The sequence below is a fragment of the Tardiphaga sp. genome (genome assembly GCF_044336785.1).
Lineage (GTDB): Bacteria > Pseudomonadota > Alphaproteobacteria > Rhizobiales > Xanthobacteraceae > Tardiphaga.
In genome coordinates, this window is record NZ_JBIIOT010000054.1 from 1 (window position 1) to 24,755 (window position 24,755).

The window sequence follows — 24,755 nt, forward strand, 5'->3', positions numbered from 1 at the left end:
CCAGCGCTTTGATCACTTGATCCAGCCGGAGCCAAACACCGGCTGCTGGTTGTGGCTGGCTGCCGCGACCACGGGACGCAAGAGCGTCGGCGTTGGATACGGCGTGTTCAATTCCGGCAGGAAGAATGGTCGGAGTGTGAGCGTTTACGCGCATCGCGCCGCCTATGAGGCGATCCATGGCCAAGGTACCACCCACGGCCTAGTCGTCCGCCACTCCTGCGACATGCCTCTGTGCGTGAACCCGGCCCATCTATCGACCGGAACCATCAAAGACAACGCAGACGACATGGTTCGTCGAGGTCGGTCCCTTCGCGGTGCCCGCTCTCCGCACACCCGATTGTCTGAAGCCCAAGTTGCCGAAATACGAGGCCTCGCCGGCCGTGTCCGGCAACGCGACATCGGCCGCCGATTCGGCCTGACCCAATCCGCCGTCAGCCGGCTCACCCGCGGCAACCGCTGGCGGCACTCTGCCGCCCATCCCATCCCCCATTTTGCTCCTGTGAGGATCAAGGCGTCATGAGCCATCACGTTTTCAAGCCCGCCCGCTTGACCCGCGGTCAGCAGATCGCCGTCGTTCGCAAGCCGACCATGGACCGCAGGTCCTTCGAGGCCGCCCGGCGCAAGACCGATTCCGGTTCGTCGCTAGCGCAACACCGGCGGCGCGGCGCCCGTCGGAGTGCATCGCGATGACTTCCAACACAGGACGCGGGACTCCCTCCATCGGTCCGCAGCACGGCAGGAGCCGGCTGGGCGCGCCTATTACAACGAAATCGACCCGTATGCCGCTCAGTGGCTGCGCAACCTCATTGCGGCCGGCCTGATCGCGCCTGGCGACGTTGACACCAGGAGCATCATTGATGTCCGCGCAGACGACCTTCACGGCTATGCTCAGTGCCACTTCTTCGCCGGCATCGGCGGATGGTCCTACGCCCTCCGACAGGCTGGCTGGGACGACACCCGACCTGTTTGGACCGGATCGTGCCCCTGTCAGCCGTTCAGCTCTGCGGGAAAGCAGAAGGGCTTCGCCGACGAGCGCCACCTCTGGCCCGTCTGGCGAGAGCTTATCCGCGAGCGATCGCCTGCAGTCGTCTTTGGAGAGCAGGTTGCGCGAGCGACTGCATGGCTCCGACTTGTGCGAAGTGACTTGGAGCACATGGGCTACGCCGTGGGGGCAATGCCGATCGAAGCCTCAAGCGCGGGTGCGGACCACGAACGCGAGAGATTTTGGTTTGTGGCCGACAGCGGATGCGAACAACCATCGCGATCCTTTTACACTTCGGAAGATGACCACCGATCAGGATCGCTTAGCGCGCGGAGTTCGCAAGGGCGTGAGCTTGCATCACGCAGCGTGGCTTTGGGCGACGCCGCGGGTCACGGATGCTCGAGGTTCGGGCTATCAATACAGCCAGGGCGATCGATCCAAGCCGGTTCTGACATTGGCTGGGCAGACGGGAGCGGGCTCGTCACCGTTGACGGTGCGGACGGCCGGCGCCGGCGGATTAAACCCGGAGTTCGTCTGCTGGCTCATGGGGTATCCGGACGCGTGGGTAAGCTGCGCGGATTCGGCAACGCTATAGACCCCCGCCCCGCCTCTGCGTTCATCGCCGCCTTCATCGACACGATGATGGCTACGGCCGTCTGCTCCAAGGAGGGTGTGTGATGCCCTGGGAAACTCGCCTGAAACACAAGTTCAAGGTCGGACAGCGCGTACGCCCGAGCAAGGAAGGCATTGAGCGCTGCATCTTCCCGAAGACCCGGCACAATCAGTCCGGTGTTGTCGTGAAGGTGGACGAATTCAATTCGCCGACTGTCCGATGGGATGGGTTCAAGACGCCACGCGGCTATGCGCCTTATTTCATCGCTCCCGATCGCCGCCGCTCCAAGGACGCACGGGAGGTGCGGCATGAATCTGCGCACCCTCAAGAAATTGTCGAAGCGCGCCGCGCCCATGCTGCCGTTGCTTGGAGACGAGCGAAAGCAGTTCCCCGCCGAGAAATGGGACAATTACAGCTCGTCGTTCATCGCCGCCCACAAGCATTGGGAACGCTCCACCTGTCATCCGACCTATGAAGGCCGGAACGGCTGGACGACCCCACGCGGCAAGGAGATCCTTTGGACGACGAAGGATGGCCGTTCGATGTACATGAGGCCGCCATCACATCCGCGCAAAGGCACCGTCATGGTCGGCGCGGTGACCGGCTACTACGAACCCGAATGGGACGAGGAAACAGCGTGGTGCGCGCTGGAGACCTGCGTACGCCATCACTTTTGCGATTGGGACGAGGATGGCCCGACGCCGACGCGCACGTTCTCCCGCCCTGGCGATCTTCTCGATGCCGCGCAGGAAATCATAGCCGAACGCGCCGCGGCCCAGCTCGCGCGGGACCAGCGCCGCACTCAACCCGCACAAGCACCGGAGCCCGACAATGGCTGACCAATTTTACATCTGCGACATGCGCCAGAAGTGGAAGATCAAGCCATACGTGACCTTCTGGCGGCCGAACAATGCCGGGTATGCGTACCCGCTGCCATGGGCCGGGAGGTATGAAATCGCCAATCTTCTGGAAGACCCCGATTACTACTGGGCCCAGGGGTCGAAAGGCTATGACCGCTTCCCGATTTTGTGCCGCGTCGTCGAGAATTTCGGCGTGCAGCCTGCTCCTGGTTTAGTTGATGGAAACGTCGGCCCCGTGATCCCCAATTCTAAAGAGGTGCAGGCTGCCCTGCGTCTCGCCGCAATGGCGCTCCCCCGCGCCGCCCTCCAGGAGGCAGGACGATGAGCGAGATCGAGTTGAAGCCGTGCCCATTCTGTGGCGGCCGAATGATGTTCTGCAAGGCGTTGCATGTTTCCGATGGGAACACAGACTCCGTCATCCACGCGGTTTCATCAGGCTGTGGCATGTCGGTGTTCGACAACGAGACGATCGACGGCAGCATTGTCGAGCTTTGGAACACCCGCGATCATGCCCCAGCAGCGCCGGTGCCTGCAAGCGACGCCTTCGTGGAGAAGCTACTCGCGAAATGGGAGGCCAACCCCGACAACATGGTCTTCGGGACGGCTAAGACGCTTCGCGTTATTACGAAGGCCATCCGCGCTGAGCTGGAGCGTCCGCGCCTGACAAAGCAGATGCGCCGATTGATCGTCGCCTCTCGGATTGTGGCTTTCGAGGATCAAGGCCCCGACGCGATCAAAGAGCTTGATGAAGCGTCGGAAGCCTTCGCCGATCAGGTCGAATGGGATGATGAGCCTGCTGCACCATCCGTCCGCTCTGCTGCAACCAGCGCCACCCCTGCATCCTACCTGCGTGACATCCCGCAGCGAGATGGACTTTTTGTCACCATCATCGCCGACAAATCGGACCCTGGTGCCTATCCGGTCTACGCCGCCCCCACCACCTCGCCCGAGCCGGATGCGGTGAGGGATCTAATCGCCTACGCCACGACCGAAGCTGAGGATGCTTCAAAGCGACAAGCTGAGGCCTATGCGAAGAAAACACCGCGCGGCGACATCGAGGGAGAGCGCTGGAACGCACGGCAGCTCGCATTCCTCGATATGCGCCGGCAGATGAAGTTCGCCCTCTCTCGGCCAGCGCATGGGGGATGGTACGCAGATGATCCGACTGAAGCGCAGATCAACGCCGCAGCTGAAGTCATGTGGACAGATCGCGATGCCTCCAGAGGCGGCCCATGGTCGTCACGCGGTCGCGACGAGATCGTGGTTATCCAGACAAAAGCGACCGCCAAAGCTGCGCTGCAGGCCGCCGCGCTTGCTCGCAATGACCGCGGGAGCCAGACCCATGGCTGATCTGTTCTACATTTGCGATATGCGCAAGGAGTGGCTCCGCAAGCCCTACATCACGTTCTGGCGCCCGAGCAATGCTGGATACGCTTACCCGCTGTCGTGGGCCGGCAAATACGACCTCGACGAAATGGCGGCCGCCGCTCGGTACTACTGGATCAAGAACACCCGTGGGCTGGTGCGCTTTCCGATCTTGTGCCGAGTTGCCGAGCTTTACGGCGTGCCGCCCGGACCGGGCATGGTGGACGGCGATGCTGGGCCGGTGATCCCCAATACGAAGCAGTTGCGAGCGACCTTGCGGGCTGCCGCCATGAAGCACCCCACCTTCGCGCTTACGGGCAAAGATCGAACGGATGGTGCTGCATGACGCGGAGCGGGCGCTACCTCACCCCTATCCATCGCGTTGTGGCCCCAGGCGGCCTCACTCGAGCGCAGTTCATCGTGAAGATGATCCTCGCCTATGGCCGCCTGTATCCAGACATCAAAGCGACGCAGGCAATGCCCATGGCGGCCCGCACCTATCGCGAGTTCATCGAGAGCGAGAAAGTCGAGTTCGGAGATCCTCGATACGACTGGACTGAAGCTGGCGCGAACACGCTTGTTCGGGAAATGGAGGCTTACGCATGAGGCCTTATTTCGTGGAGCGAACCGTCACAAAGGTCGAAAAATATCACATCGATGCCGACAGCGAGGATAGCGCTCGCAGCGCCGTAAAGATGGGAAATGCAAAACCGTACGCCGTGACGGAGAAGACCAACCGTATCACAGCTAGCTGGCCGATTGCGATGGAAGGCGAGCAAGTCACTCCATCGGTGATTGGGGAAAATGGAGGCAGCAATGGTTGAACAGACCGAGGGATGGCTGATCGTCAAGCGCGATCTCTACTATGCTCCAGACTGCCGGGGTTACACCGGCTTCCGTGATCGCGCCGGCCGCTATGATCTGGCATTCGCCAGAGCGCACGAAGGACACGGCTGTACCATCGCGCACGAGTCCGCCGCTCCCGAATTCAGGCAGGCCGCCTACAGCGATAAGGTCATCGAGCACCTTATCGAACAGCGAGATGAAGCCCGCGCCGAACGCGACGCCGCCGCGCGGGACATGCGGGGGCGGTGCAAGGCTGTCGCAATGGAGCGGCTTACCAGCCTTGAGAAGCTGCGGGACGACCTGCACACGCCGGAGGCCAAGGGCAACGTTCAGGACTCGATGGATCAAGTTCTAATCGTGCTTGGCGCCATCGCGGCACTCCCTGATGCCGTTATTGCGACTGATCGAGGAACCACAAATGGGTAGGATCATCGTCGAGCATTACATCACTCGTGACGTGCTGCGCTCAGATCCGAACACTCTTTTCGTGTTCGGCGACAATATGAAGGAACTCGGATTTGGCGGCCAAGCGCGCGAGATGCGCGGTGAGCCGAATGCTGTCGGCATCCCCACCAAATGGGAACCGTCAAACGAGCCCAAAGCGTTCTTGTGCGATCACGACTTTCCTGGCGCCTGCAAGCAACGGATCGATGATCGGTTCATGCGGCTGGTGGATCATCTGATCAAAGGCGGCGATGTCGTGTGGCTTGAGGCCGGCATAGGCACTGGCCTTGCTGATCTGCGCAACCGAGCACCCCGGATCTGGGAATACATTGAGAAGCGCCGCGCTGAGCTGTTCACGCTCTATGGTGCCGCACTCACCTCTCAGCAGCAGAACACCACCCAGGAGAAGACGTGAAAAAGCAACCTGCATGGAAGTCTTTGCCGGAGCCGGCAGTCAATTCGCGCTGGGATCGGCCGCATCGCGACACAACCCGGACCGTGCGCGTCATGGCCGTGGTCGAAGGCTGGGTAATCGCCCGTCACACCGGCTGCAGCCCCTTCACCTGCCACATGAGCGACTGGCACTCGACCTACAGCGAGAAGGTCATGCCGAAGCGGCAGCGCAGGGGCATCGAAAAGCCAATGCCACAGTCCCATCATCAGTAAGGAGCGCGAGAGCCCATGAATCGCAAGATTGTTCGCACCTATAAATTCAGCGACCGCGAGGTCAACGAGGCGCTGATCGCGATGCTGAAGGCGCGCGATATTCAGGCGCCGCAATATGTCGGTGAGACGCCCTGCACCACATGGATAAAGGAGCCTGACGGCATCCGCGTGGAATGGTCCGACGAGACCGACCTGGATATTTGCTGACCCACAACCACCGCCGGAGCCCAATATGTCGCAGAACTCTGAAGTGATGATCGACTACACCAATTATCGAGGCGAGCGGTCCATGCGCCGGATCCGGCCCATATCCATGAATTTCGTGAGCAACGAATGGCACCCCGAAGAACAGTGGCTGTTGACGGCGGATGACGTCGAGAAGGCTGCGATCCGGGAATTCGCGATGAAGGACATCCATTCCTGGCAGCCGATTGCACCAGGGGCTTAACGCTCTGCACCCATCATTTCTGGAGTCAATCCATGCGACAGTTCTGGAAGTTCAACGTGCGCTACAGGCTAGCCCGTCGGCTGATCCACGCCGGCTTGTGGGTGATGCCAGAGGGCCGCTACAAGAGCGAGCTGCTGGCCTGCCTGTGGCTCCTTTATGATAAAGGTCACGGTCGAAGTCGCCACCGCGCAACCAACGCCAGCCGTAATGGAGTGACACCGCATTTGTGGTGCGACACGGGCTCAGATAGAATTAACGCATGCGAATAATGGTTCTTATTGCTGTCGGGATACTTTTGACGGGATGTTCCATTGATCCAGGTGCGACCTGGGCTCCGGACATCTTAAAGGACCGGGCACCGCGGCCCACCCCTATCGAGCCCTCGCCTGATATGCGATTGATGCTGCAAAATCGACTGGGAGAGTTCTTCCTCCCCCAATCAGCGCCGTCCAACATCAGCTTTTCGGCGCCTCGCAAAACACAGCTCGGCTGGTCAGATTGCATACGCGCGACACTGATCGGTGCGGTCGGAAATTCTCTCGGAGAGCAGACCTATCTGTTCAGCATCGAAGGCGGTAAGCCAGTGCGAAACGAGAATGTGTCGGGAAATTCCCACTGGTGCTCTCAGGAAACCTATGAGCGGCTTTGAAGCCTTTGATACGGCAGGGCCACACTCCCGCGGTCATGGAATAGGATGGCATCACGGATGCTACCCCATTTGGGGTATGTAATTCTCAAATAGGTTTATGCAAAACTGCCGACCATTGCGGCCGTAGCTGCTATTTTTAAAGCTTTTGGGTCACTATGGAATCGGAATCGATTTTACTCTTAGCTCTGATACTTCTTGCTTTCATCCCATCTTATGCCGCACTGGGCGGCATCGGCGCGCGAACGATATGCTTGGCCTTTTTCCTCAGTTGCATGACGATGTCGGCAGTGTGGGTTCCGCCCTTGGGTGCTATTGCATGGCTAGGAGCGTGGTATTGCGCGATTCAGGCCCGAGCACGTGCGCGAAAGCATTGAGCTAAACGTTGACCTGCCAAAACATCGCCACCGCGGTTACGAATAAACAGCGCCGGACTGATCACCGAGCTGTCCCAAGCGCGACCTCCTTGGCCAGCTACTGATATGCCGCTATATCACTGTCACGGAATGATGGTGAGGTTCGGAGGGCGATGTGACTGAGCGGCGTGGCCTCGAGCTATCCCAGGCCTTTTATTCGACAATCGTCGGACCTGTCATCGAAGAACACTTTCCTGATATCTACTATGCTGCAGGCCGGATCGGCCTAGGATCCGAAGTCCTCGGTTTCGATGCCGAGATCTCCGAAGACCACGATTACGGCCCCTGCGTACAAATATTTTTGCCGGAGTCCAACTTCGCAGAAGTTGCCGCAAAATTGATGGTTGTGCTCGACGTCCGCCTGCCTGAATCTTTCGACGGCCACAAGGTGCGCTATGGCTACAATGCGAGACCACCGGGGCATGATAGTCGCAGAGCTGGAATGCTTGGATCACAACACGGCGTTGAGATGTACACAGTTGCAGGCTGGTGCGAGCGTTTCTTTCAGCGTCAAATTCCTGAAAAGCTGACTGCCCGCGACTGGCTCGCTTATCCAGAACAGATGTTTCTTACGGCGACCGCCGGCGCGATATTTCGAGACGATGTCGGCGAGATTCATGCGCTAAGGCGTCGCCTTAGCTATTTCCCCACGGATATCTGGCTCTATAAGCTCGCGGCGCAGTGGGACTTGATAGCCGCAGAACGTGCGTTTGTCGGCCGTGTTGGATATTCGGGCGATGAACTTGGCTCGCAAATAATCGCCGCGCGCATGGTTGAGAACATTATGCGCCTGGCTTTGCTAATCGAGCGACGATATGCGCCCTATTCGAAATGGCTCGGCACTTCGTTTTCACGGCTTGATACCGCTAGCGATCTCACACCTTTGTTAACGCGTGTTTTGACCTCCCATGATTGGCAGCAACGTGAAGCGCGTTTGGTCGATGCTTGCTCTTTCGTTGCCGAGCTGCAACTCGCTAGAGGGATACCGGGCGCGACAGCGCCGACCTCTGGCAACTTACATGGTCGCCCATTCCAGTTCATCGATTCTCTCAAGATCAGCGCCGGGCTGCGGGCAGCTATCAAAGACGAAGATGTACGGAAAATGCCCAATTTTGGCGCCGCCGATCAGTTGCTAAAGAACGGAGCAGTACTTTTTGTGCCTGCACTTGCGAGTGGTGCTTGGTCTGGTGTGTTCGAACGCGCGACAACATTTCACAACGACTGAGATGTCGCTCATGACCAATAAGCGCGTAGCGTTCCGAGTCGTAGCTGACGCGGCTTTGTGGGTGAAATGATAAAGCGTTAAAGCAATTTCATCTGGCGAGCGGCGGGTCGATGGGCCACGACCCTCGTTATAGTCCGCTCTTTTTGAGTCCCTGCGGCGTCGATGTTTGTTTCTCTCGGACGTCACACACAAGATAGTCTCCACGGCTAAACGATATCTCGCTATTGGCTACCTGCTTTAGAAAATCGCTATCTTCAATCCCGACGCTAAACGGTTCGCTGCCATCGGTCACACGCCACTTGTTGTCGTCCTTGAAACTCAGCGAAACGATCTGTAGATTCATTCGGCGTGTTTCATCCAGCAACTCCTCCTCAATGACGTTAGGGAGGTCGAATGCAATAAGATCCGATTTTGTATACGTTTCTTCCGTGTCGCCCTCGGCCTTCGTCGAAATGCTCTCGATGCCCGCATTTTTTAGCACCGATACAAATCTCTTCGCGCTTTCCCGCACACCGACGTTTTCAGCGAGGATGATTGTTTTTCGATTGGTGATGAACACGTTTCCATCAAGATGAAGGTGCACCGCCCCTCCGACGTCATCAATTTTTTCTGGCTTGCGACCTTTCAGAAACTTGAGAAGGGCGAATAAACCGCCTCCTACCACGCCGACGGCTGTCCCGGTCTTCAGAATTAGGTCAGCTAGTTCCTTCGCTGCTGAAATCCCATCTTTATTTGCAGCGGCTAGGCTTAACAGTGAATGTAAGGTCTCACCGATCGACTGAACAACTGACAGATCGACCTGGAAACACGCTGCCTCAGTCGCCTTGACCCTAACGGCTGTCTTTACACGATCTCCGTTTAGGGTGTCGCTTGCCGACTGGAACACATCGCCTAGGGCAAGAAGCGCTGGCGCCAAGTCCCGCACATCGATGTCGCCTGTATCGACAGCCGGCCCTCGGAATATGACTTTGAAATTTGAATCCGTCATAAGCTGCATCTTAAACCACAGCCTTTCTCAAACTCTTAGCGTTTTCGCGACTCGCCAGCAGCGGTTGCTCGACCTGCTCGGGTGCGGTGCTGGACGGCGCGCGCGGTCATACAAATTGGGGCAATACCGAGAAACTGCCCTGGATGCGCAAGGCAGGCTCCAAAGCTCATGAGCAACGATCGGCATCGTCGCTGAATAGTGTTGCAATTGCGGCACAGACTCTGCGAGATTCGGTCGCTACATTTTTTCCATTTCAAGCTGCAGTCGACCGTTTTCTGAATTGGGGAATGTATGTTTCGCAGTGCCGTTGTTTTAGCCGCCCTTTCTGTTTCGACCGTCGCAAGTGCGCAGGAGTTTAATCAGTTCCTGGTTTTTGGCCCTAGCCTGCTCGACAGCGGATATTTTAAGCTTCAAGGCGGTGACGCACACTTCACGTCCGCTCGAAATGCTGGCGCAGCGATGACGCCATCCGGCGGCATCATGAACACCACGATCCTTGCTGAGCGCTTCGGCCTGACAGACGTCTCGCGTGGCGTGTCCGCAACGGGAACGAACTACGCCGTGTCGGGTGCCGCCATCACAGGCGCGAATGGCTTGGCGCCGACATCGCCCACTATCGTCCAGCAGATGATCAGCTATCTGGCCTCGACCGGCGGCGTGGCTAATCCGAATGCTCTCTACTTGATCAGCGCCGGTAGCAACAGCACCGGCAATCTGGTTCAGCAGGCCGGATTCTTCTCAACCGCTGTAACAGCCCTTCGTGATGCGGGCGCGCGCTACATTTTGGTCCCAAATCTTGGGCGGAACGATGTACTCAATACGACGATCTACCAGAATCTTGCCGCGGCAGGTGTCAACTTTATTCCTGCTGATCAGACGGCACTAATCCTCGCCGTGCAAGCCAACCCCGCACGGTTTGGCCTAACCTCGGCGGCCCGCGGCCCAGTGCCCATCGCTCCTGCGCCAACTTTCGCCACCGCCCCTCCGTCATCCGCAGCGGCCTGCCAACCGCAAACTGGAGCCTATTCTGGCTACGGTCTCTATTGCGTGCCATCAACTACGCCGATTACTTCGCTGCCCCCTGCCAGCACGGCCTATCTGACGTCAGCCAATGCCCTGCAGACCAACCTCTTTTCGGACAATCTCCATCTTTCGCCAGCGGGCCAGCAGATCCAAGCGGACTACTATTACAGCTTGATCGTCGCCCCGAGCCAGATCTCTTTCTTGACGGAAAGCGCCATCCAGGCCCGCCGCGGCGTGACGCTTGGCATTCAGGAGCAGATCGACATCACTCAGCGCCGCGCGACGCCGGGCTTCAATGTCTGGTTCAATGGCGATGTGTCGTCGCTGAAGCTCAATAACAGCTCGCCTGGCTTCCCCGGCGATCCGTCCACGCCGATCGCCGGCACCCTGGGCGGCAGCTACACCTTCAGCAACAACGCCTTGATCGGCAGCGCGGTGACGCTCGGCGAGTTCAGCCCGTCCTTCACCTCAGGTGGCGGATTCCGTCAGCAGGAAGTGGCTGCGACGGTGTTTGGTGCCGTGCGCGCCGACAATCTCTGGGCCAACGCGATCATGAGCTTTGGCTGGATGAAATATGACGTAAATCGCGTCGTGCCACTGGGCATCTCGTTCGACAGCAACCAGGGTAATACCAACGGTCGCAATTTCTCCTTTGCCGCGCTGACGGGATACGACTTCCGGCAGGGTGCTATGACCCACGGCCCGGTTGCTGGCGTCGAGGTGCAGTCGGTGAGCATCGACACCTTCACCGAAACCGGCAGTTTCACTAGCATGGCCTTCTCGAATATCGGCCGCACCTCGACGGTGTCTGCGCTCGGTTATCGAGCCGCAATCGATTACGGCAATTGGCGGCCATTTGCACAGGTGACGTGGAACCACGAATTCGACAACACGGCAAACCGATCCGTCACTGCAACGGTTCTTACATTGCCAGGTCTGACGCCGAGCTACTCTCTGCCGATCGTGCAATTCGGCCGCGACTGGGCGAGCGCGGTGGTGGGCACGACGGTGACGCTTGCGAAAGACTGGATCGGTCTTGCCGCCTTCAATGCACAGCTAGGTCAGAACGGCGCCACCAATTACGGCGGGCGTTTCGGTATCAACTATGCACTCAACTCTGGCTCGCAGCTTCTGTTCAAATAGCAAAGACAGATGCGGCGCTTACCGAAGGCCGATTGAGATAACTGTGACACCTTCGAAACTACGCGTCGGCGATGTGTGCCGACTGAACGAGCTTGGCCGGTCGCGAAGCCCTAAAACACTCTGGAGGACAGCTGTTGTCGTCAGCATCGTCGGGCGACGCCGCTCTTACCGGGTGTTACCTGCGGGACGGAAGGACGCCGTTTGCATCCACAGTAGTTATCTGGAGTTGGCGTCGGAGGATGAACCTGCGCGGTAGAACGGTTCCGCGCTGAGGGCGCAACAGTGCGCTTTCACTAAAGCTGCATCACCCAGATGGGTTAGGAACTCACGAGAGCGACGTTTAGCTTAACATCGAGTTAAAGTTGAACGCGACAACGCGTCAGTATTTATCTGCCCAAGCAATGCTTGGGGGCTTGAGTGTATAAATTTCGATCTGGATCTGCTGGTAAATCGACCGATCCAAACGATGGCCCACGGCGTCGTCACTCGATGTCTTGGAGCGAACGGATCGCGCTCGTTGGGGCATTCATCCTGATGGTTTTTGCCAGCCTGTTGTTGGCAATTGTCGTTGCACCGCTCTGGATCTGGCGCACTCTTAAGGGCGCCTTCCGGCGGGAATAGCGCAGGCGATCGGCCGCGCCGAAAGCAAGCTCGCCCGCCGGGAAAGCAAAAAAAGGCCGCCGCCCCGAAGGACAGCGGCCAGTTTCGTTAAGGCGCCAGAGACGAAGGAACGGCTTCGTCACCAGCTATCCGGGCTCATTCCCGGATCCGGTCATTCGACAGTAACGCGCGTCAATCCGCCCATCCCGATCGCCCGCGCGGCGGCGTGACTGAGATCGATGCACCGGCCGCGCACGAAGGGTCCGCGGTCATTGATGCGCACCGTCACCGCCCGCCCGTTCGCCTTGTTCGTCACCGTGACGTGGCTACCGAAGCGCCTGGTGCGATGCGCCGCCGTCAAGGCGTGGGTGTTGAAGCGTTCGCCAGAGGCCGTCCGGCGGCCGTGGTAGCCGTCCCCGACGCCATAGTGGCTGGCAGTGCACGTTTCGGCAGTGGCAGGCATAGCAAATAGCGCGCACAGCAAAGTGCACGCCGCGGCAAAGCGGAGCATAGACATTCCTTAGGATTGTGATGCACAGTTTTAGGGCTGAGGATTGATCCCCATCCGCCCTTAGCCAGCCCGGCGCGTCTGGATTCGGTGATGCGTCGGGCTATTGTTTGGGATGGGTCAGTCGCTCGACCGCAGCCGCAATGTCCATCATGTCGCCAAGACGATTGCCAGCCTTGGCCAGATCTTCCATTGCATCAGCGAGTCTGCGGATCTCAGCCGTGAAGCGCTCCATGGCCATATGATCGGCGAGCAACGCTGAGATCCCCACGCCGGCCGCTGGCGATGGCGACTCTACCGGCTTTGGCCGCTTCGAGCCGAAATAGGCCACCCCCAACGCTGTCAAACCGCCGCCGCCAACCAGCGGCGCAAGGAATTTCAGCGCCTCCATAAGCGTGATTACGTCTTGCGGATCAGCCGCCATTGGAGGCGTCCCGCGCCTTCGGCGATGCGTGGTCCTGCCCGCACCTGAAACAGGAATAGCCCTCGAAGAAGATGAAAACGAAGAAGACGTATCGCATTGGAAAATCCGGCGCCCCATTCTTCACAGCAAGCCAATAAAGCGCGCTGATGATCAGCCACCAAATCAGGCCCAGCATAGCGCCGAAAAAGCGCAGGCCGGGCGTGCGGCGCCAATTGCCATTGATGTAGAGCGCCAGTAGCCGCGAGCTGCCGACGGCAACGCCAATGTAACCCCAGACCCACTCGGGCGCGATTACCAGCAGGTATTCGAACGTCGGCCCATTCATCATCTTCGTCGGCACAGCGCACGCGCCGGCCCAGACAACAAGCATCCATGCGAGCATGTGCTCGACGGTGCGGGTCGGATACTTCTCCGAGGCCGCATGGCGAAACAGCGCATAGGCCAGGTGGGCAGAGATTGTGCGGGTCACTTTTGATATGCCCGACACCGGTCGCGGAGCAGCTTGTAGTCGGCAATCATGCCTGGCGACGCCGCGGCGGGATCAGCCGACAGAAGACTGCGGAGTTCGGCGCCAGCCTTTTTGGTGGCGGCCGCATCATAGGCTTTGAGCGGCGGGCACTTCGTCTGCACGACGACCTCCGGCGCGTCGGCCGGAAACTTGCCGGCCGCTTCAGAAGGCGTCGCCCCGCTCCATGTCAGCAACGACAGCGCCAACATCAGGCCGATTGACCGCAATTTCACTCGCTCGACGCTCCGCATCGGCGGACTCCTTGTTGATGGTGGAAGTGGTTTCAGCGACGCCGAGATCATGGAGATTGTTCTCGGCGCGCTTGCGGGCGAGCCAGTCGTTGAGGCCGACCCCGGCGGCATTGAACAATGCCTCCAGGATCGTCAGCAGCGCGGCTCCTGCGAGCCCCGAGAACATCAGTTTGCCGATACGGTGCTGACCGCAGCCGGCAGCGCCGCATCGCTGGCGCCCTCGCCCAGGTTCAGCCGAGCCCAGATCTTTTTAGCCAGCCCTTCCGGACCACCGGCCCAGGACTGGAGCCACGCTGGGGCATTATCGACGGCATACTGGAGCGCTTTGGCCAGCACCTCGTTGCCGACATCGACTGACAGGGTCTTGTCCTTCACGGCGCCCTGAACGCATTCAGGCCATAGCCGATCGCGTTATTGAGCAGCAGCTCGACCCGGGCATTTCCGAAGATCGCCACGATGTTCGCTGGCAGCTGGCGCAGCAGGACCATGGCAATGGATGCAAGGATCCACGCGATCGCCTGCCCGGCCTGTGAGACGGTCGCGCCCCACGCCCACGTTACCTTCGTGGATTCCGAGACCGACTGTGCGATGGTTTCGGGTGCGGCGTCGGCCGCCATGGCCAACACGGGGATAGCGAGAGCCAGGAAGAGCACCGGCAAGCCAGCGTGCATCCAGGGCGCCCGCGGCTTGGCGGCCATACGGGCGACGCCGTAGAGCAGCCCCAGCACGGTGACGGTTACGAGGAAGATCGGGCCAAAAAGATAGGTCAGGACCGCAATAGCGGCGAGCGCCAGCGCGCCGTGGATCAGCGTGGGGAACATTGGTCACCTTTGAAGTGGGAATGCGCGATGCCGTCGCGCGGCGGATCGATAAAAGCGGCTTAACCGACCGCTAACCACGTTCAGGCAATGTCAGGGCATCCGTAAGGAGCGTGACATGCGTAAAAATGCTGAATTTCTCATTGCGGTAATCTACGCCGCCGCCATCGTTGTTGGCGTCGCCAGCGAGGCCATAGCGAACATCGCAGGCTAAGCCTCGCTGCCAGCAGAGGCCGCCTGCCCTGTCGCGCCCATCTTGCGGCCGGCGGTCGGGAGCGGCACGCCGGCCGGCCAGCGGATCGCCTTGATGGCTCGAGATTTGGGGATCTTCGTCACGTTGACGCTGTCGGCCTGGTTGCCGCCGCGGCAGTAATAGTAATTGGCGTCCTCGCTCTCATACAGCGTGACGTGGCCGCCACCGGTGCGGCTGTAGACCAGCACGGCGCCGGGCGTCGGGACTTTCAGAGCAACGCCCCAGGAAGCCCAAGCCAGCGCTGAGAGCAGCGCCGAGGCCGGCTTGATGCCGTTCACCGCGAAGACGTAGCCCATCCCCAGCCCGCACCACGGGATGCTGTCGTGGTTGTACCAGCCGACATTCCCTTTGAGATCGGGATAGCGGCGGACGATCTCGTGCGCCATCTCGATGATGAAGGGGTTGTCTTTCGAACCAGGCGCTTCCTTAGTTCCAGTCAGCGCCCGCATCGTCGCCAGCCACGGTGCGACCTTCAGGACGGACGGTGGCGGCCCGATCTTATCCAGCGCCTGCGCAGTCGGCACATCGACGATGCCGTCGACCTTCATGCCGCGCGACGCCTCAAAAGCCTTCAGGGCGGTCAGTGTGATCGGCCCGAATTCGCCATCCGCCTGAATGTCCCGCCCGTCATTTCGGAGGGCAAGTTGCACGGCTGTGACGGCCGGGCCCGTTGCGCCCATGCGCAAGGGACCGCTGGCCACAAGGGCTGCGATGGTCATGGTGTTCTCCATTGATCAGGAAGGGGCGCGGCCGTGCAGTTCGGCTCACGCTTTTCAGTACGAAGGTGCGCTGTTTTGAGACAGTGTGACCTGTCTGAGACATAATCGTTTTTGATGGCGTGATAGATCGAACGGCATTGCAGGACCGTCGATTATGCAGCTGTCTCTCATTGGATGCGCGATTGTGATTGCGCTTTATTACATCGCCCTGAACGCGATCAGCTCGGGCGTTTTCGGCTGACTTGGAGGGCTTCCGCGCTCACTCATCATATCCGATGCGGCGCTTATGGACTCATAACGGACGTCTATGCCGTGGCAGAAATATCACAAACCACGCAATAGTGTCCCGCAGCCACCTTACACGGAACGCAGCTCCAATGTGCGAATTGCCGACAAGGGCGCCGTCGCGTCTGACGCGTTGTATCGTGGTGTCCAATGGGGCTGTTGAGGTTTATTCTGGCGTTCAGCGTCGCATTAATGCACGGCGGGGACGCCCATTTTGGTAACCGCAATCTCGTCTATGGGTTCGATGCGGTGATCTTCTTCTTCATGATCTCCGGCTTCTACATGACGATGATCTTGAATGGAAAATATACAAGTGTCTCACTTTTTTACTTGAACCGATGGCTCAAGCTTCTCCCTATCTACCTCGTGATAGTCTTCATACTTATAATTATTTCGCCCATCACGCCCAATGGCGGATGGGAAGTGCATTTCGCTTACACACTATTCAACTACACAATGCTTTTTTCCGATTTGGCGTTTGTGCTCGACTGCTCAACGACCACACTTCAGATCCTTACGCCCACATTAGCGAAGCAAGATTGCTCCTCGCTGCTTTACATTCCACCAGTATGGTCAGTCAGCATCGAAATACTATTTTACGCAATTGCACCATTTGTGATCGTGTTTGGAAAGCATTATCTCAAGCGCATTGCGGCCCTCTGTCTGATAAGTTTAGCATGGCTGGCCGCCTCTAAAGAATTGAGCTTCCAAGAGTTCCCGTGGCGCTACAACATATTCCTGCCGAATGCTATGTGGTTCGCGCTCGGGAGCCTCGCCTACTATCTAAAGCAGAGCAGCCCGCTAAATAGAGCGCTACCGTCAACTTTTCACATACAGGCCTTTTTCTTCTCGGCAGTGATTACTGCATCCGTTGCCTACCAGTACTTTCCCATCCCGACCGTTTTCATGATGCGGCTTCGCCTCTATAGCTACGCAGCACTTCTTTTTGTGGCGCTTCCTTACCTCTTCGATTTCTCAAAGAATTCTAAAGTTGACAGGTTCATTGGCAATTTATCGTATCCAATATACATCTGCCACCTGCCAGTACTGCATTATGCCGCGAAGCATTATCCAGCGGCAAACGCGCTTCTCATCGTCATAGCGACAGCATTGGTCCTTCAGCTCATAGTCGGCATACCGGTTGAACGGATCCGACAATGGGTCGCTGGGCGCAGCCTCGGCGAGAAATTTCGCGCGGTCGGCCCAACGGGATTGTTCCGATAACACGGTGATTGGGACGATCGGAAAACTTGCGCTTGCCATCTTTTGGCGCAAGCCAGGTTTTCCCAAATGGCTTGTCGAGCGGGGCAATGCCTTCTTCATCATCAGTGGATCGGACACGGCGACGCTCACGGCGATAATGCGTCGTCTTATGGGGCCTGTCGCTGTCAGCAACACTGTTGGTAGCGATTGGAATTTACCCTCGGGAATGGGAAATATTCATTGTCTCCGAGCGGGGCTTCCGCGCTCACTTGTCACCAACGGGCGTGCGAACAGCGGCTATGCTGCGACTTTTCGGCGGAACTACCGGGTGAAGCGATGAAACGCCGGGCACCTCGCGTGCTGGTATAAGCTAGAAATGTCCGCTACATCTCCGCTGATCAAAGAGGCAACCATGGATGCAGGGCTAATTACGACGGCGGCCATTCTCGCGACCGGCACCGTCTTTATGATCGACGTCTACAGGTCAAATTGGAAAACTTACCGAGATGGCACCTGGCATGACTACATGGCGCTACAATACATTCGGCTGATCACCGGCGAGCATGTCATCGCGCTCGGGGTGCGTCGCCGAATGATGTCAGATGGAACATCGCAGTATCGAAAACGCACAGCCGACGAACAGGAAACCGACAACCTGAAAAGTCACTGGTGAAGCAGAACCTTTAGTGAGGCTGCTCGGCGGCCCTTAGCTGGCCGCCCGCGTAATTCTTCCAGCCAGAAATTCGTCATGCAACGTATCGGTTTTCTAGAATCTATCCGCGGCCTTGCCGCGATGCAGGTTGTTCTGCTTCACGTCTTTTCGGCCTTCATCCCGAAATTAACAGAACCTGCCGGACCTGACCTTCTCGGCTATCTGCACCACTCACCGCTGTTTTTCCTCTATGATGGATATTCAGCAGTCTATCTCTTCTTCATTTTGAGCGGCTATGTGCTTGATCGAGCTTTCGGAGCATCGGAAGCCGGCCCAATCGTAACCTATGTAGGACGACTGGTTCGCCTTGGTTTGCCCGCCTTGGCCGTTTGCGTGCTGGCTACAGCATTATTCGCAATTTTCAAAAACGCTCATATTGAAGCTGGAAAAGAAGCTGGGTCGGTCTGGCTTTCAATGCTCTGGACACCGGAGTTGAGCCTGACCTTCGTTCTCAAAGACGCAATCGTAAACGCATTGCTGATCGGATACACCTGGAACGATGGATACCAATGGCTCTCGCCATGGCAGGACTTTGTCGGAAGGTCCTTCGCCTCTCCGATGTGGTCACTCAGCTGGGAAATGTTCGGTTCAGTTATAGTCTACGCGCTTGTAAAGATAAGACGCACCTCCAAGCCCCTCTACTTTTTTACAGTGTTTACGCTTTGCGTGTTTTTTATAAGAAGTGCGTACTTGTGCTTCATATTGGGAAGCCTGGCTGCAACATTTCAGCTGTCTGAACGGGCTCCCGTTCTGCGCGCTCGACACGCAGTGCCGCTGATCGCAGTTGGCATCGCTACGTGCGTGGTCGCGGAATTTTGGGTCCCGCGCTGGATAACCGTCCTCTGTGAGAGCAAGACGCTTTTGTTGTATCCACAACAGGGAGCCAAGTTTGTTATGAAAATCTACGGAGCGCTCATGCTGTTTTTTGGCATAAACCAGTTTGGGGCAGCTAGAACTGCACTATCCGTTCCGCGCCTCGTCAAATTTTCTGAGCTGTCTTTTTCGATATATTTGCTGCATTGGCCGATATTGTTTGGTCCGTCCGCAGCGCTCTATTTAGTGCTTTCATTTAACTCGACAGCCATCATCGCTGCATTTTTTGCTTCTGCCGCAACTATCATTGTGACTTTTTTAGCCGCAAAAATTTTCGTTCACGTCGATCGACTAGCCATCACACTATCAAAGAAAGTTAGGCGAATAGGCAAGTTGTCGCCCGCGACATCGGGATCGGCGTCAAAATAGGCGGGCATCCGCCGTAGCGCCAGCACCCCATATAGCCGGCGTATTAGAGGCCGTGTGGCTGATCGTGCACTGATCGACTGTTGTACTATCCGGACCACCGGCCGACTGCCCGTTTGTATTGCTCATCGCCGGCGGTGCACGTTTACGACGTTTTAAAAATCCAGGTAGCTTTCGATTCCGTCACACCCGAACCAAACGTGCCGATCAGACGCTGGAAGCCAAGGCCGGTGATGTTACCATCCAGCTTCTCAAACAGCTTCAGGCACAACAGTTCGGCATCATCCTTTGATCTCATGATGAAGGGCAGCCGCTCCGATGACGGCAGCTCAATTCCGGGAAGAACTAGAACGCCAGTGGCTTGAAACGTGTCAGTGGTCGCGGCTACGCCGTTGACGCTACCTGTCGCCCCTGCATAGCCAGGCGCCGTCGTCGTGGCCCACGCTCCGGCGGTGCCGAGCGTGTTGCTGCCACCAGCCACGCAGAGCTGAAGGACGAGACCCGATGCGGATGCATCCTTGATCCAAGCGCCCGATTGCCGCGTCTTCATGGCGCATGAGGGCGTGTGCCACCTCGCCGGCCGGAAGATAAAGCCGGGCGAGCCGTGGGATTGCGACCACGTCATCGCACTGATCAACGGCGGCGAACACCGTGAGAGCAACCTGGCGCCGGCGCTTCGCGACAAGCATCGCGAGAAGACTGCAGAGGACGTTGCCGAGAAGTCCCGCGTCTATCGGAAAGCCGCAAAGAACATTGGCATCGATCTGCGGAGCAGCCCGAAGATCCGGTCTGTCGGATTTCGACCTGCCGGTGCTCAACACCGTGCGTCGGCGCCGATCAACAAGTGGCGGGGTTACGCACCATGAGCGAGCCGACGCTTTATGTGACCGAAAAGCAGATCATCGAACGCATGGGCGTTGGTATCAACGCCGGCCGGAAGGCCGTCCAGCGCATGCGTCAACACCCAAAATTTCCGCCCAAGGACATCGGCGGAAAGCGCTATTGGCCATCTGTTCGGGACTTTCTGGACTCTTGGAACAACCGTACCATCACCGCCCCCGGCGATCCGGCTGGGCAGGAGACCACCAATGGAAAAACCTCATATAGCGGCCGCGCCCGGCCTAGCCTGGCGGCCGCGAAAGAATGGCTGGGCGGCCGTGTGGATATGCCGTCAGGACATCGCAAAGAAAGGCTTCAAGCCAACCACGCATCAGATCGGCGTGTTCGAGAGCGAGCTGACTGAGTCAAACCTGATCCTGATCCGCAAGGAGTGCGCTCGGCTTCAGGAAGAGATGTACGATTTCGTAACCGACCAGCCGAACGTGTTCGGCGGCCGCATACGCGACCTCATCAACGCCTATCAGACGGACCCGGATTCGACGTATCACGCGCTGACCTACAAGTCGCGCAAGCAGGTCGAGTCCATCATGAGGCGCGTACTCGAAGCTTGTGGCGGCGACCTTCTGTCGGAAATGAACGCTCGGACAATGAAGCAGGTCTACGAGAAGCTGCGCTGGCCGACCGGCAAGGAAGGCAAGGAGCGGATTGCGACCGCGCACGCCGGGATGACGCATATCCGTCTTATGCTGTCGTTCGGTGCCACCTATGAGATCGAAAAAGCGCCGCGTAATCAGCAGAGCGAATGCGCCCGTCTGCGCGAGATCATGAGTGGCATGCGCTTCGAGCTCGTGAAGGCCCGGAAGCAGACGGTGACACTGCGCCAATGCGAGCAGCTGATCGCCAAGGCTCACGAACTGGGGCTGCACTCGATCGCCTTGGCCCAGGCCATGCAGTTCGACCTCCGCTCCCGGCAGAAGGACATCATCGGCGAATGGGTGCCTCTTTCGGAACCAGGTGTCTCGTCGATCGTTCGCCGCGGCCGTAAATGGCTCCGCGGTATCCGCTGGGAGGAGATCAACTCGGACTTAATCCTAGAGCACGTCACCTCGAAGACGGGCAAGCTGATGAAGCGCGACCTGAAGCTCTATCCGATGACGATGGCGGAGCTGGCGCGCATCCCGGCCGAACGGCGCTATGGACCTGTCGTGGTTTCAGATGGCACTGGGCGACCTTGGAAGCAGAACAACTTCCGCCTCCGCTGGCGCGAGGTCGCCGATGCTGTTGGCATCCCGAAAGAGGTTTTCAACATGGACACCCGCGCCGGCGGCATCACCGAAACCATCAAAGCGACAGGCGGGAATCTCGAAGCCGCTCGCAAAGAAGCCGACCATTCCAAGCTCGAGCAGACGGCGAAATACAGCCGTGAGCACGATGAAAGTAACCGCGACACCGCTGTAATCGTGGCCGATTTTCGGGCCAAGAACAGAGTTTGAACTTCGTCTTGAACTTCTAGTGAACTTGTGATTGCTAAGAGCCAGAAAAGTCTAGGGAAAAACAAATCATGGCTCAGATGATCCGCCAGTCGCTGGTCAAGTTCGACGCTCCGCTCTGCGAAACCATCATCGACACGCCGAAGCCGCAAGGCCGTGAAGTGCTGGTGCGCATCGAGCGCTGTGGCCTGTGCCATTCCGACCTGCATATCCAGGACGGCTGGGCCGATCTTGGCGGCGGCAAGAAGCTCGACACCACGCGTGGCATGACCCTGCCCTTCACCCTTGGCCACGAAATCGCGGGAATCGTCGATGAAGTGGGCCCCGAAGGCGACCAGTCGCTGGTCGGCAAGAAGCAGGCAGTCTTCCCCTGGATCGGCTGCGGCAAGTGCCGCGACTGCCTCGCTGGCGACGAGAACCTGTGCGCCCGCAACCGCTTCCTCGGCGTCTCCCTCGATGGCGGTTTTGCCACCCATGTGCTGGTGCCCGACCAGAAATACCTGCTCGATTACGATCCGCTGCCGACCAATGTCGCTGCGACGCTGATGTGCTCGGGCATCACCGCCTATGGTGCGCTGAAGCGCCTGGTCGATCGTCCGCGCCAGCGCAATCTGCTGCTGGTCGGCCTCGGCGGCGTCGGCATGGCCGGGCTGTCGCTTGCACAGGCGATGTTCAAGCAGCCGATCTCGGTGGCCGACCTCAATCCGGCAGCGCGCGAGGCCGCGCTGAAGAACGGCGCGTCCTTCGCCTATGATCCCTCCGAGCCCGATATCGCCAAGCGCATCGTGAAGGAGAACGACGGCGGCTTCGACGGCGTGGTGGATTTCGCGGGCAACGACAAATCCATGAATTTTGCAGTCGCTGCGGCGGCCCGCGGCGGCAAGGTGGTGGTGTCCGGCCTGATGGGCGGCGAATTCAGCCTGCCAATGGTGCAGTGGATCTACAAGCGCCTGACTGTGGAAGGCTTCATGGTCGGCACGCTGGACGAGGCCAAGGAGCTGATGACCCTCGCCCGCGCCGGCAAGGTCAAGCCGACGCCGATGACGGAAGAGCCGATGGCCGACGCGCAGAAATGGATCGAGCAGCTCCGTGCCGGTAAAGTGGTCGGGCGGATCATGCTGGCGAACTAGCTCGCCTCATACTCCCCCTCATCCTGAGGAGCCGCGCAGCGGCGTCTCGAAGGATGGCGGCAGCGCTCTAACATCTCATGGTTCGAGACGGCGCTTCGCGCCTCCTCATCATGAGGGACAGAGCCAGGACTGCGCGTCCAGCCAATTGCGATTCACGCCGTCCCGGCTACCATGATCCCCATTGCCAGGTGGGGATCATGGACCATTTTGTCCGCTACGTGCGTTCGCTCGCGCTGATATGTCTCGCATCGCTTTCGACGATCGGCATTGCTCATGCCGAGAAGCGCATTGCGCTGATCATCGGCAACTCGAACTATCAAAGCATCACCCGCCTCGACAATCCGAAGAACGACGCCAAACTGATGGCGCAGACGCTGTCCGCGCTTGGCTTCACACTGGTCGGCGGCGGCGCACAGCTCGATCTCGACAAGCCGTCTCTCGATATCGCCGTGCAGAATTTCGGCCGCCAGGTGCAAGGCGCCGATGTCGCGCTGTTCTATTATGCCGGCCATGGCGTGCAGGTCTCCGGCGCCAACTACCTCGTCCCGATCAGCGCCAATCCGACCCGCGAGGCCGATGTCGATTTCCAGATGGTCGATGTCAATCTCGTGCTGCGGCAGATGCAGGGCGCGGGCACGCGGCTCAACATGGTCATCCTCGATGCCTGCCGAAACAATCCCTTTGGCGCCCGCGGCCTGCGCGCAGCGGAAGGTGGCCTCGCGCAGATGCGCGCACCGGAGGGCACGCTGATCTCCTATGCCACCCAGCCCGGCTCGGTGGCGCAGGACGGCGTCGATGGCAACAGCCCCTACACGAAAGCGCTGGCGAGCACGGGGCGACAGGCCGGCCTCGATATCTTCCAGACGTTCAACCAGGTCGGCCTGGCGGTCAAGCGCTCCACCGGCGGCGCTCAGCAGCCGTGGGTGTCGTCGTCGCCGATCGACGGCAATTTCTATTTCGTGGCGCCGCCCCCGGCGGTGCCCTTGATCGTGCCGGACAAGCCACTGCAGGAAGCGCGGCTGTCGGACGCGCCGCGCATCGACTTCGACAAGCTCGCGATCACCGATCCCGTCAAGCTGACGGAGATCAGCGATCGCCTCTATGAGTTGAACTTCGATCCGGAGCCGCTGAACAGCAAGAACGGCATCGCCGTCGCCATCCGCGACTTCCAGCTCAAGGGCGGCCTGCCGCCCACCGGCGAAGCCACCGAAGGCCTGCTGCAACGCCTGCGGACGATCCAGGACGTCAAGCCCTGGGGCGCTATCGTGTTCGACGCCAAGGACAAGAAATGGGGCATGTCATGGGACCAGCCGTCGCGCAAATCCGCGGTCGGCAAAGCCCGCGCGCAATGCGGCGCGGCGGCCTGCGGGCTTGAACTGTCGTTCTATGGATCGAATTGCGGGGCCTTCGCATCGCTTGGCGGCAACTGGTCGCTGGTGGCGCGCAGCACGCTGGCACAGGCACGCGATGCGGCCATCGATCAATGCAGCAAGACACGAAAATCATGCTCCATCGTCGGCGCCATTTGCGCCAATACAGTCAAAGGTCCCGACGCGAAATTGTAAGCAAGCCCATTGTGAAAGTTGATTGCGATGTCTCTTCGATCCGGTTTGATAATTGGCGCAGCCGCGTTCCTTCTGTCTAGCGGCACCGCCCTCGCCCAAGGCGCCACCGGCGGCAGCCTTGGCAACGACAACAAGACCCTGTCGGGCTCCGCCCCGGAATCCCGATCAGCCCCGCCTGCCCGCCGCGAACGCACCGAACGTCCCGCACCGCGCCGCCAGACCGCAACGCGGAGCCGTAGCGAAGGCGGTGGCGGTGGTGGCGGGAGTTTCGACGGCGTCTGGTCGATCTCGAGCGCCGGCACGTCGGGCTGCTCCGACACGCTGACAGAGCAATTCGTCGTCTCGGGCGGACGGATGACAGGGGGCTCCGGCGCCGGCAGCGCCACGGTGAGCGCCAACGGGAGCGTACGCGGCGCCGGCAACTACAGCGGCATCGGCGTCACCAGCCAGGGCCGCCTGTCCGGGCGCACCGGCTCCGGCACCTTCCAGCGCTCCGACGGATGTTCGGGCCGCTGGGTCGCATCAAAGCAGTGATCGCTATGACA

34 protein-coding genes are annotated in these 24,755 nt (G+C 59.1%); 23 read left to right on the plus strand and 11 right to left on the minus strand.

What is annotated here, in order from left to right; translation table 11 throughout:
* From ACIQ2A_RS16000 to ACIQ2A_RS16065, 14 genes are all read left to right on the plus strand, one after another.
* Nucleotides 1–520 (plus strand): HNH endonuclease (locus ACIQ2A_RS16000; RefSeq protein WP_398480889.1); only part of this gene is annotated, 520 nt, incomplete at its 5' end.
* A gap of 156 nt (nucleotides 521–676) precedes the next feature.
* On the plus strand, nucleotides 677–1,660 hold the full coding sequence (locus tag ACIQ2A_RS16005) for a DNA cytosine methyltransferase (RefSeq protein WP_398480891.1): 984 nt from the start codon (nucleotides 677–679) through the stop codon (nucleotides 1,658–1,660).
* Between the two features lie 243 nt (nucleotides 1,661–1,903).
* Complete coding sequence (locus tag ACIQ2A_RS16010; protein ID WP_398480893.1) at nucleotides 1,904–2,434, plus strand: hypothetical protein; 531 nt, start codon at nucleotides 1,904–1,906, stop codon at nucleotides 2,432–2,434.
* Nucleotides 2,427–2,780 (plus strand): hypothetical protein, encoded by a 354-nt coding sequence (locus tag ACIQ2A_RS16015; RefSeq protein WP_398480895.1) that lies wholly within the window; start codon nucleotides 2,427–2,429, stop codon nucleotides 2,778–2,780. Before ACIQ2A_RS16010 ends, ACIQ2A_RS16015 begins: the two co-directional genes overlap by 8 nt.
* A complete protein-coding gene (locus tag ACIQ2A_RS16020; RefSeq protein WP_398480897.1) occupies nucleotides 2,777–3,805 on the plus strand; it encodes a Lar family restriction alleviation protein in 1,029 nt (342 codons plus the stop codon). The genes ACIQ2A_RS16015 and ACIQ2A_RS16020 overlap by 4 nt, the downstream gene beginning before the upstream one ends.
* On the plus strand, nucleotides 3,798–4,166 hold the full coding sequence (locus tag ACIQ2A_RS16025; RefSeq protein WP_398480899.1) for a hypothetical protein: 369 nt from the start codon (nucleotides 3,798–3,800) through the stop codon (nucleotides 4,164–4,166). The genes ACIQ2A_RS16020 and ACIQ2A_RS16025 overlap by 8 nt, the downstream gene beginning before the upstream one ends.
* A gap of 74 nt (nucleotides 4,167–4,240) precedes the next feature.
* Nucleotides 4,241–4,426 (plus strand): hypothetical protein, encoded by a 186-nt coding sequence (locus ACIQ2A_RS16030; RefSeq protein WP_398480901.1) that lies wholly within the window; start codon nucleotides 4,241–4,243, stop codon nucleotides 4,424–4,426.
* Nucleotides 4,423–4,644 (plus strand): hypothetical protein, encoded by a 222-nt coding sequence (locus tag ACIQ2A_RS16035; RefSeq protein WP_398480903.1) that lies wholly within the window; start codon nucleotides 4,423–4,425, stop codon nucleotides 4,642–4,644. Before ACIQ2A_RS16030 ends, ACIQ2A_RS16035 begins: the two co-directional genes overlap by 4 nt.
* Nucleotides 4,637–5,092 (plus strand): hypothetical protein, encoded by a 456-nt coding sequence (locus tag ACIQ2A_RS16040; protein WP_398480905.1) that lies wholly within the window; start codon nucleotides 4,637–4,639, stop codon nucleotides 5,090–5,092. Before ACIQ2A_RS16035 ends, ACIQ2A_RS16040 begins: the two co-directional genes overlap by 8 nt.
* A complete protein-coding gene (locus ACIQ2A_RS16045; RefSeq protein ID WP_398480907.1) occupies nucleotides 5,085–5,525 on the plus strand; it encodes a hypothetical protein in 441 nt (146 codons plus the stop codon). Before ACIQ2A_RS16040 ends, ACIQ2A_RS16045 begins: the two co-directional genes overlap by 8 nt.
* Complete coding sequence (locus tag ACIQ2A_RS16050; RefSeq protein WP_398480909.1) at nucleotides 5,522–5,776, plus strand: hypothetical protein; 255 nt, start codon at nucleotides 5,522–5,524, stop codon at nucleotides 5,774–5,776. The genes ACIQ2A_RS16045 and ACIQ2A_RS16050 overlap by 4 nt, the downstream gene beginning before the upstream one ends.
* A gap of 15 nt (nucleotides 5,777–5,791) precedes the next feature.
* Nucleotides 5,792–5,983, plus strand: coding sequence for a hypothetical protein (locus ACIQ2A_RS16055; protein WP_398480911.1), 192 nt, complete (start codon nucleotides 5,792–5,794; stop codon nucleotides 5,981–5,983).
* Nucleotides 5,984–6,008: 25 nt separating this feature from the next.
* The gene (locus ACIQ2A_RS16060; RefSeq protein ID WP_398480913.1) at nucleotides 6,009–6,224 is read left to right on the plus strand and encodes a hypothetical protein; all 216 of its coding nucleotides are present in this window, start codon (nucleotides 6,009–6,011) and stop codon (nucleotides 6,222–6,224) included.
* A gap of 1,177 nt (nucleotides 6,225–7,401) precedes the next feature.
* Complete coding sequence (locus tag ACIQ2A_RS16065; protein ID WP_398480915.1) at nucleotides 7,402–8,511, plus strand: DUF4037 domain-containing protein; 1,110 nt, start codon at nucleotides 7,402–7,404, stop codon at nucleotides 8,509–8,511.
* A 127-nt stretch (nucleotides 8,512–8,638) separates the two neighbouring features.
* Here ACIQ2A_RS16065 and ACIQ2A_RS16070 read toward each other — a convergent pair whose 3' ends face one another.
* Nucleotides 8,639–9,499, minus strand: a complete 861-nt coding sequence (locus tag ACIQ2A_RS16070) for a hypothetical protein (protein WP_398480917.1) — start codon at nucleotides 9,497–9,499, stop codon at nucleotides 8,639–8,641.
* Nucleotides 9,500–9,790: 291 nt separating this feature from the next.
* Between ACIQ2A_RS16070 and ACIQ2A_RS16075 the strand changes: the two genes are divergently transcribed.
* Nucleotides 9,791–11,665: an autotransporter outer membrane beta-barrel domain-containing protein gene (locus ACIQ2A_RS16075; RefSeq protein WP_398480919.1), complete on the plus strand. Its 1,875-nt coding sequence runs from the start codon at nucleotides 9,791–9,793 to the stop codon at nucleotides 11,663–11,665.
* A gap of 482 nt (nucleotides 11,666–12,147) precedes the next feature.
* Here the strand turns inward: ACIQ2A_RS16075 and ACIQ2A_RS16080 are convergent, their stop codons facing one another.
* From ACIQ2A_RS16080 to ACIQ2A_RS16120, 9 genes are all read right to left on the minus strand, one after another.
* Nucleotides 12,148–12,408 (minus strand): hypothetical protein, encoded by a 261-nt coding sequence (locus ACIQ2A_RS16080; RefSeq protein ID WP_398480921.1) that lies wholly within the window; start codon nucleotides 12,406–12,408, stop codon nucleotides 12,148–12,150.
* 29 nt (nucleotides 12,409–12,437) lie between these two features.
* Complete coding sequence (locus ACIQ2A_RS16085; RefSeq protein WP_398480923.1) at nucleotides 12,438–12,782, minus strand: septal ring lytic transglycosylase RlpA family protein; 345 nt, start codon at nucleotides 12,780–12,782, stop codon at nucleotides 12,438–12,440.
* A 94-nt stretch (nucleotides 12,783–12,876) separates the two neighbouring features.
* Entirely contained in the window at nucleotides 12,877–13,197 is a 321-nt protein-coding gene (locus ACIQ2A_RS16090; protein ID WP_398480925.1) for a hypothetical protein, read from the minus strand.
* Nucleotides 13,187–13,666, minus strand: a complete 480-nt coding sequence (locus ACIQ2A_RS16095; RefSeq protein WP_398480927.1) for a hypothetical protein — start codon at nucleotides 13,664–13,666, stop codon at nucleotides 13,187–13,189. Before ACIQ2A_RS16095 ends, ACIQ2A_RS16090 begins: the two co-directional genes overlap by 11 nt.
* Entirely contained in the window at nucleotides 13,663–13,956 is a 294-nt protein-coding gene (locus tag ACIQ2A_RS16100) for a hypothetical protein (RefSeq protein ID WP_398480929.1), read from the minus strand. Before ACIQ2A_RS16100 ends, ACIQ2A_RS16095 begins: the two co-directional genes overlap by 4 nt.
* Complete coding sequence (locus ACIQ2A_RS16105; RefSeq protein WP_398480931.1) at nucleotides 13,868–14,122, minus strand: hypothetical protein; 255 nt, start codon at nucleotides 14,120–14,122, stop codon at nucleotides 13,868–13,870. The genes ACIQ2A_RS16100 and ACIQ2A_RS16105 overlap by 89 nt, the downstream gene beginning before the upstream one ends.
* Entirely contained in the window at nucleotides 14,122–14,331 is a 210-nt protein-coding gene (locus ACIQ2A_RS16110; RefSeq protein ID WP_398480933.1) for a hypothetical protein, read from the minus strand. Before ACIQ2A_RS16110 ends, ACIQ2A_RS16105 begins: the two co-directional genes overlap by 1 nt.
* A complete protein-coding gene (locus ACIQ2A_RS16115) occupies nucleotides 14,328–14,777 on the minus strand; it encodes a hypothetical protein (protein ID WP_398480935.1) in 450 nt (149 codons plus the stop codon). The genes ACIQ2A_RS16110 and ACIQ2A_RS16115 overlap by 4 nt, the downstream gene beginning before the upstream one ends.
* A gap of 207 nt (nucleotides 14,778–14,984) precedes the next feature.
* Nucleotides 14,985–15,746 carry a TIGR02594 family protein gene (locus tag ACIQ2A_RS16120; RefSeq protein ID WP_398480937.1) on the minus strand — a complete coding sequence of 254 codons (762 nt, stop codon included), beginning with the start codon at nucleotides 15,744–15,746 and terminating at the stop codon, nucleotides 14,985–14,987.
* A gap of 435 nt (nucleotides 15,747–16,181) precedes the next feature.
* On the opposite strand from ACIQ2A_RS16120, the gene ACIQ2A_RS16125 reads away from it, so the two are divergent.
* The 3 genes from ACIQ2A_RS16125 (at nucleotide 16,182) to ACIQ2A_RS16135 (ending at nucleotide 19,188) form a co-directional block, all read left to right on the plus strand.
* Complete coding sequence (locus ACIQ2A_RS16125; RefSeq protein ID WP_398480939.1) at nucleotides 16,182–17,255, plus strand: acyltransferase family protein; 1,074 nt, start codon at nucleotides 16,182–16,184, stop codon at nucleotides 17,253–17,255.
* A 355-nt stretch (nucleotides 17,256–17,610) separates the two neighbouring features.
* Nucleotides 17,611–17,907 (plus strand): hypothetical protein, encoded by a 297-nt coding sequence (locus tag ACIQ2A_RS16130; RefSeq protein ID WP_398480941.1) that lies wholly within the window; start codon nucleotides 17,611–17,613, stop codon nucleotides 17,905–17,907.
* Between the two features lie 75 nt (nucleotides 17,908–17,982).
* Nucleotides 17,983–19,188, plus strand: coding sequence for an acyltransferase family protein (locus tag ACIQ2A_RS16135; RefSeq protein ID WP_398480943.1), 1,206 nt, complete (start codon nucleotides 17,983–17,985; stop codon nucleotides 19,186–19,188).
* Between the two features lie 142 nt (nucleotides 19,189–19,330).
* On the opposite strand, the gene ACIQ2A_RS16140 is transcribed toward ACIQ2A_RS16135, so the two are convergent.
* Nucleotides 19,331–19,666: a hypothetical protein gene (locus tag ACIQ2A_RS16140; protein ID WP_398480945.1), complete on the minus strand. Its 336-nt coding sequence runs from the start codon at nucleotides 19,664–19,666 to the stop codon at nucleotides 19,331–19,333.
* A 37-nt stretch (nucleotides 19,667–19,703) separates the two neighbouring features.
* On the opposite strand from ACIQ2A_RS16140, the gene ACIQ2A_RS16145 reads away from it, so the two are divergent.
* From ACIQ2A_RS16145 to ACIQ2A_RS16165, 5 genes are all read left to right on the plus strand, one after another.
* Nucleotides 19,704–20,051 carry an HNH endonuclease gene (locus ACIQ2A_RS16145; RefSeq protein ID WP_398480947.1) on the plus strand — a complete coding sequence of 116 codons (348 nt, stop codon included), beginning with the start codon at nucleotides 19,704–19,706 and terminating at the stop codon, nucleotides 20,049–20,051.
* A 222-nt stretch (nucleotides 20,052–20,273) separates the two neighbouring features.
* Complete coding sequence (locus tag ACIQ2A_RS16150; RefSeq protein ID WP_398480949.1) at nucleotides 20,274–21,518, plus strand: hypothetical protein; 1,245 nt, start codon at nucleotides 20,274–20,276, stop codon at nucleotides 21,516–21,518.
* Nucleotides 21,519–21,586: 68 nt separating this feature from the next.
* The gene (locus ACIQ2A_RS16155) at nucleotides 21,587–22,645 is read left to right on the plus strand and encodes an alcohol dehydrogenase (protein ID WP_398480951.1); all 1,059 of its coding nucleotides are present in this window, start codon (nucleotides 21,587–21,589) and stop codon (nucleotides 22,643–22,645) included.
* Between the two features lie 197 nt (nucleotides 22,646–22,842).
* Nucleotides 22,843–24,210 (plus strand): caspase family protein, encoded by a 1,368-nt coding sequence (locus ACIQ2A_RS16160; protein WP_398480954.1) that lies wholly within the window; start codon nucleotides 22,843–22,845, stop codon nucleotides 24,208–24,210.
* A gap of 27 nt (nucleotides 24,211–24,237) precedes the next feature.
* Nucleotides 24,238–24,744: a hypothetical protein gene (locus tag ACIQ2A_RS16165; RefSeq protein WP_398480956.1), complete on the plus strand. Its 507-nt coding sequence runs from the start codon at nucleotides 24,238–24,240 to the stop codon at nucleotides 24,742–24,744.
* Nucleotides 24,745–24,755: the final 11 nt, after the last annotated feature.

What these genes read in the sequence shown, in the direction of transcription:
- ACIQ2A_RS16085 (WP_398480923.1), bottom strand. Translation starts at nt 12,782, where the DNA reads ATGTCTATGCTCCGCTTTGCCGCGGCGTGCACTTTGCTGTGCGCGCTA.
- ACIQ2A_RS16125 (WP_398480939.1), top strand. Translation starts at nt 16,182, where the DNA reads ATGGGGCTGTTGAGGTTTATTCTGGCGTTCAGCGTCGCATTAATGCAC.
- ACIQ2A_RS16100 (WP_398480929.1), bottom strand. Translation starts at nt 13,956, where the DNA reads ATGCGGAGCGTCGAGCGAGTGAAATTGCGGTCAATCGGCCTGATGTTG.
- ACIQ2A_RS16075 (WP_398480919.1), top strand. Translation starts at nt 9,791, where the DNA reads ATGTTTCGCAGTGCCGTTGTTTTAGCCGCCCTTTCTGTTTCGACCGTC.
- ACIQ2A_RS16160 (WP_398480954.1), top strand. Translation starts at nt 22,843, where the DNA reads ATGGACCATTTTGTCCGCTACGTGCGTTCGCTCGCGCTGATATGTCTC.
- ACIQ2A_RS16060 (WP_398480913.1), top strand. Translation starts at nt 6,009, where the DNA reads ATGTCGCAGAACTCTGAAGTGATGATCGACTACACCAATTATCGAGGC.
- ACIQ2A_RS16045 (WP_398480907.1), top strand. Translation starts at nt 5,085, where the DNA reads ATGGGTAGGATCATCGTCGAGCATTACATCACTCGTGACGTGCTGCGC.
- ACIQ2A_RS16150 (WP_398480949.1), top strand. Translation starts at nt 20,274, where the DNA reads ATGGAAAAACCTCATATAGCGGCCGCGCCCGGCCTAGCCTGGCGGCCG.
- ACIQ2A_RS16025 (WP_398480899.1), top strand. Translation starts at nt 3,798, where the DNA reads ATGGCTGATCTGTTCTACATTTGCGATATGCGCAAGGAGTGGCTCCGC.
- ACIQ2A_RS16010 (WP_398480893.1), top strand. Translation starts at nt 1,904, where the DNA reads ATGAATCTGCGCACCCTCAAGAAATTGTCGAAGCGCGCCGCGCCCATG.
- ACIQ2A_RS16130 (WP_398480941.1), top strand. Translation starts at nt 17,611, where the DNA reads ATGTCCGCTACATCTCCGCTGATCAAAGAGGCAACCATGGATGCAGGG.
- ACIQ2A_RS16120 (WP_398480937.1), bottom strand. Translation starts at nt 15,746, where the DNA reads ATGACCATCGCAGCCCTTGTGGCCAGCGGTCCCTTGCGCATGGGCGCA.
- ACIQ2A_RS16055 (WP_398480911.1), top strand. Translation starts at nt 5,792, where the DNA reads ATGAATCGCAAGATTGTTCGCACCTATAAATTCAGCGACCGCGAGGTC.
- ACIQ2A_RS16040 (WP_398480905.1), top strand. Translation starts at nt 4,637, where the DNA reads ATGGTTGAACAGACCGAGGGATGGCTGATCGTCAAGCGCGATCTCTAC.
- ACIQ2A_RS16115 (WP_398480935.1), bottom strand. Translation starts at nt 14,777, where the DNA reads ATGTTCCCCACGCTGATCCACGGCGCGCTGGCGCTCGCCGCTATTGCG.
- ACIQ2A_RS16015 (WP_398480895.1), top strand. Translation starts at nt 2,427, where the DNA reads ATGGCTGACCAATTTTACATCTGCGACATGCGCCAGAAGTGGAAGATC.
- ACIQ2A_RS16165 (WP_398480956.1), top strand. Translation starts at nt 24,238, where the DNA reads ATGTCTCTTCGATCCGGTTTGATAATTGGCGCAGCCGCGTTCCTTCTG.
- ACIQ2A_RS16020 (WP_398480897.1), top strand. Translation starts at nt 2,777, where the DNA reads ATGAGCGAGATCGAGTTGAAGCCGTGCCCATTCTGTGGCGGCCGAATG.
- ACIQ2A_RS16070 (WP_398480917.1), bottom strand. Translation starts at nt 9,499, where the DNA reads ATGACGGATTCAAATTTCAAAGTCATATTCCGAGGGCCGGCTGTCGAT.
- ACIQ2A_RS16090 (WP_398480925.1), bottom strand. Translation starts at nt 13,197, where the DNA reads ATGGCGGCTGATCCGCAAGACGTAATCACGCTTATGGAGGCGCTGAAA.
- ACIQ2A_RS16135 (WP_398480943.1), top strand. Translation starts at nt 17,983, where the DNA reads ATGCAACGTATCGGTTTTCTAGAATCTATCCGCGGCCTTGCCGCGATG.
- ACIQ2A_RS16105 (WP_398480931.1), bottom strand. Translation starts at nt 14,122, where the DNA reads ATGTTCTCGGGGCTCGCAGGAGCCGCGCTGCTGACGATCCTGGAGGCA.
- ACIQ2A_RS16035 (WP_398480903.1), top strand. Translation starts at nt 4,423, where the DNA reads ATGAGGCCTTATTTCGTGGAGCGAACCGTCACAAAGGTCGAAAAATAT.
- ACIQ2A_RS16155 (WP_398480951.1), top strand. Translation starts at nt 21,587, where the DNA reads ATGGCTCAGATGATCCGCCAGTCGCTGGTCAAGTTCGACGCTCCGCTC.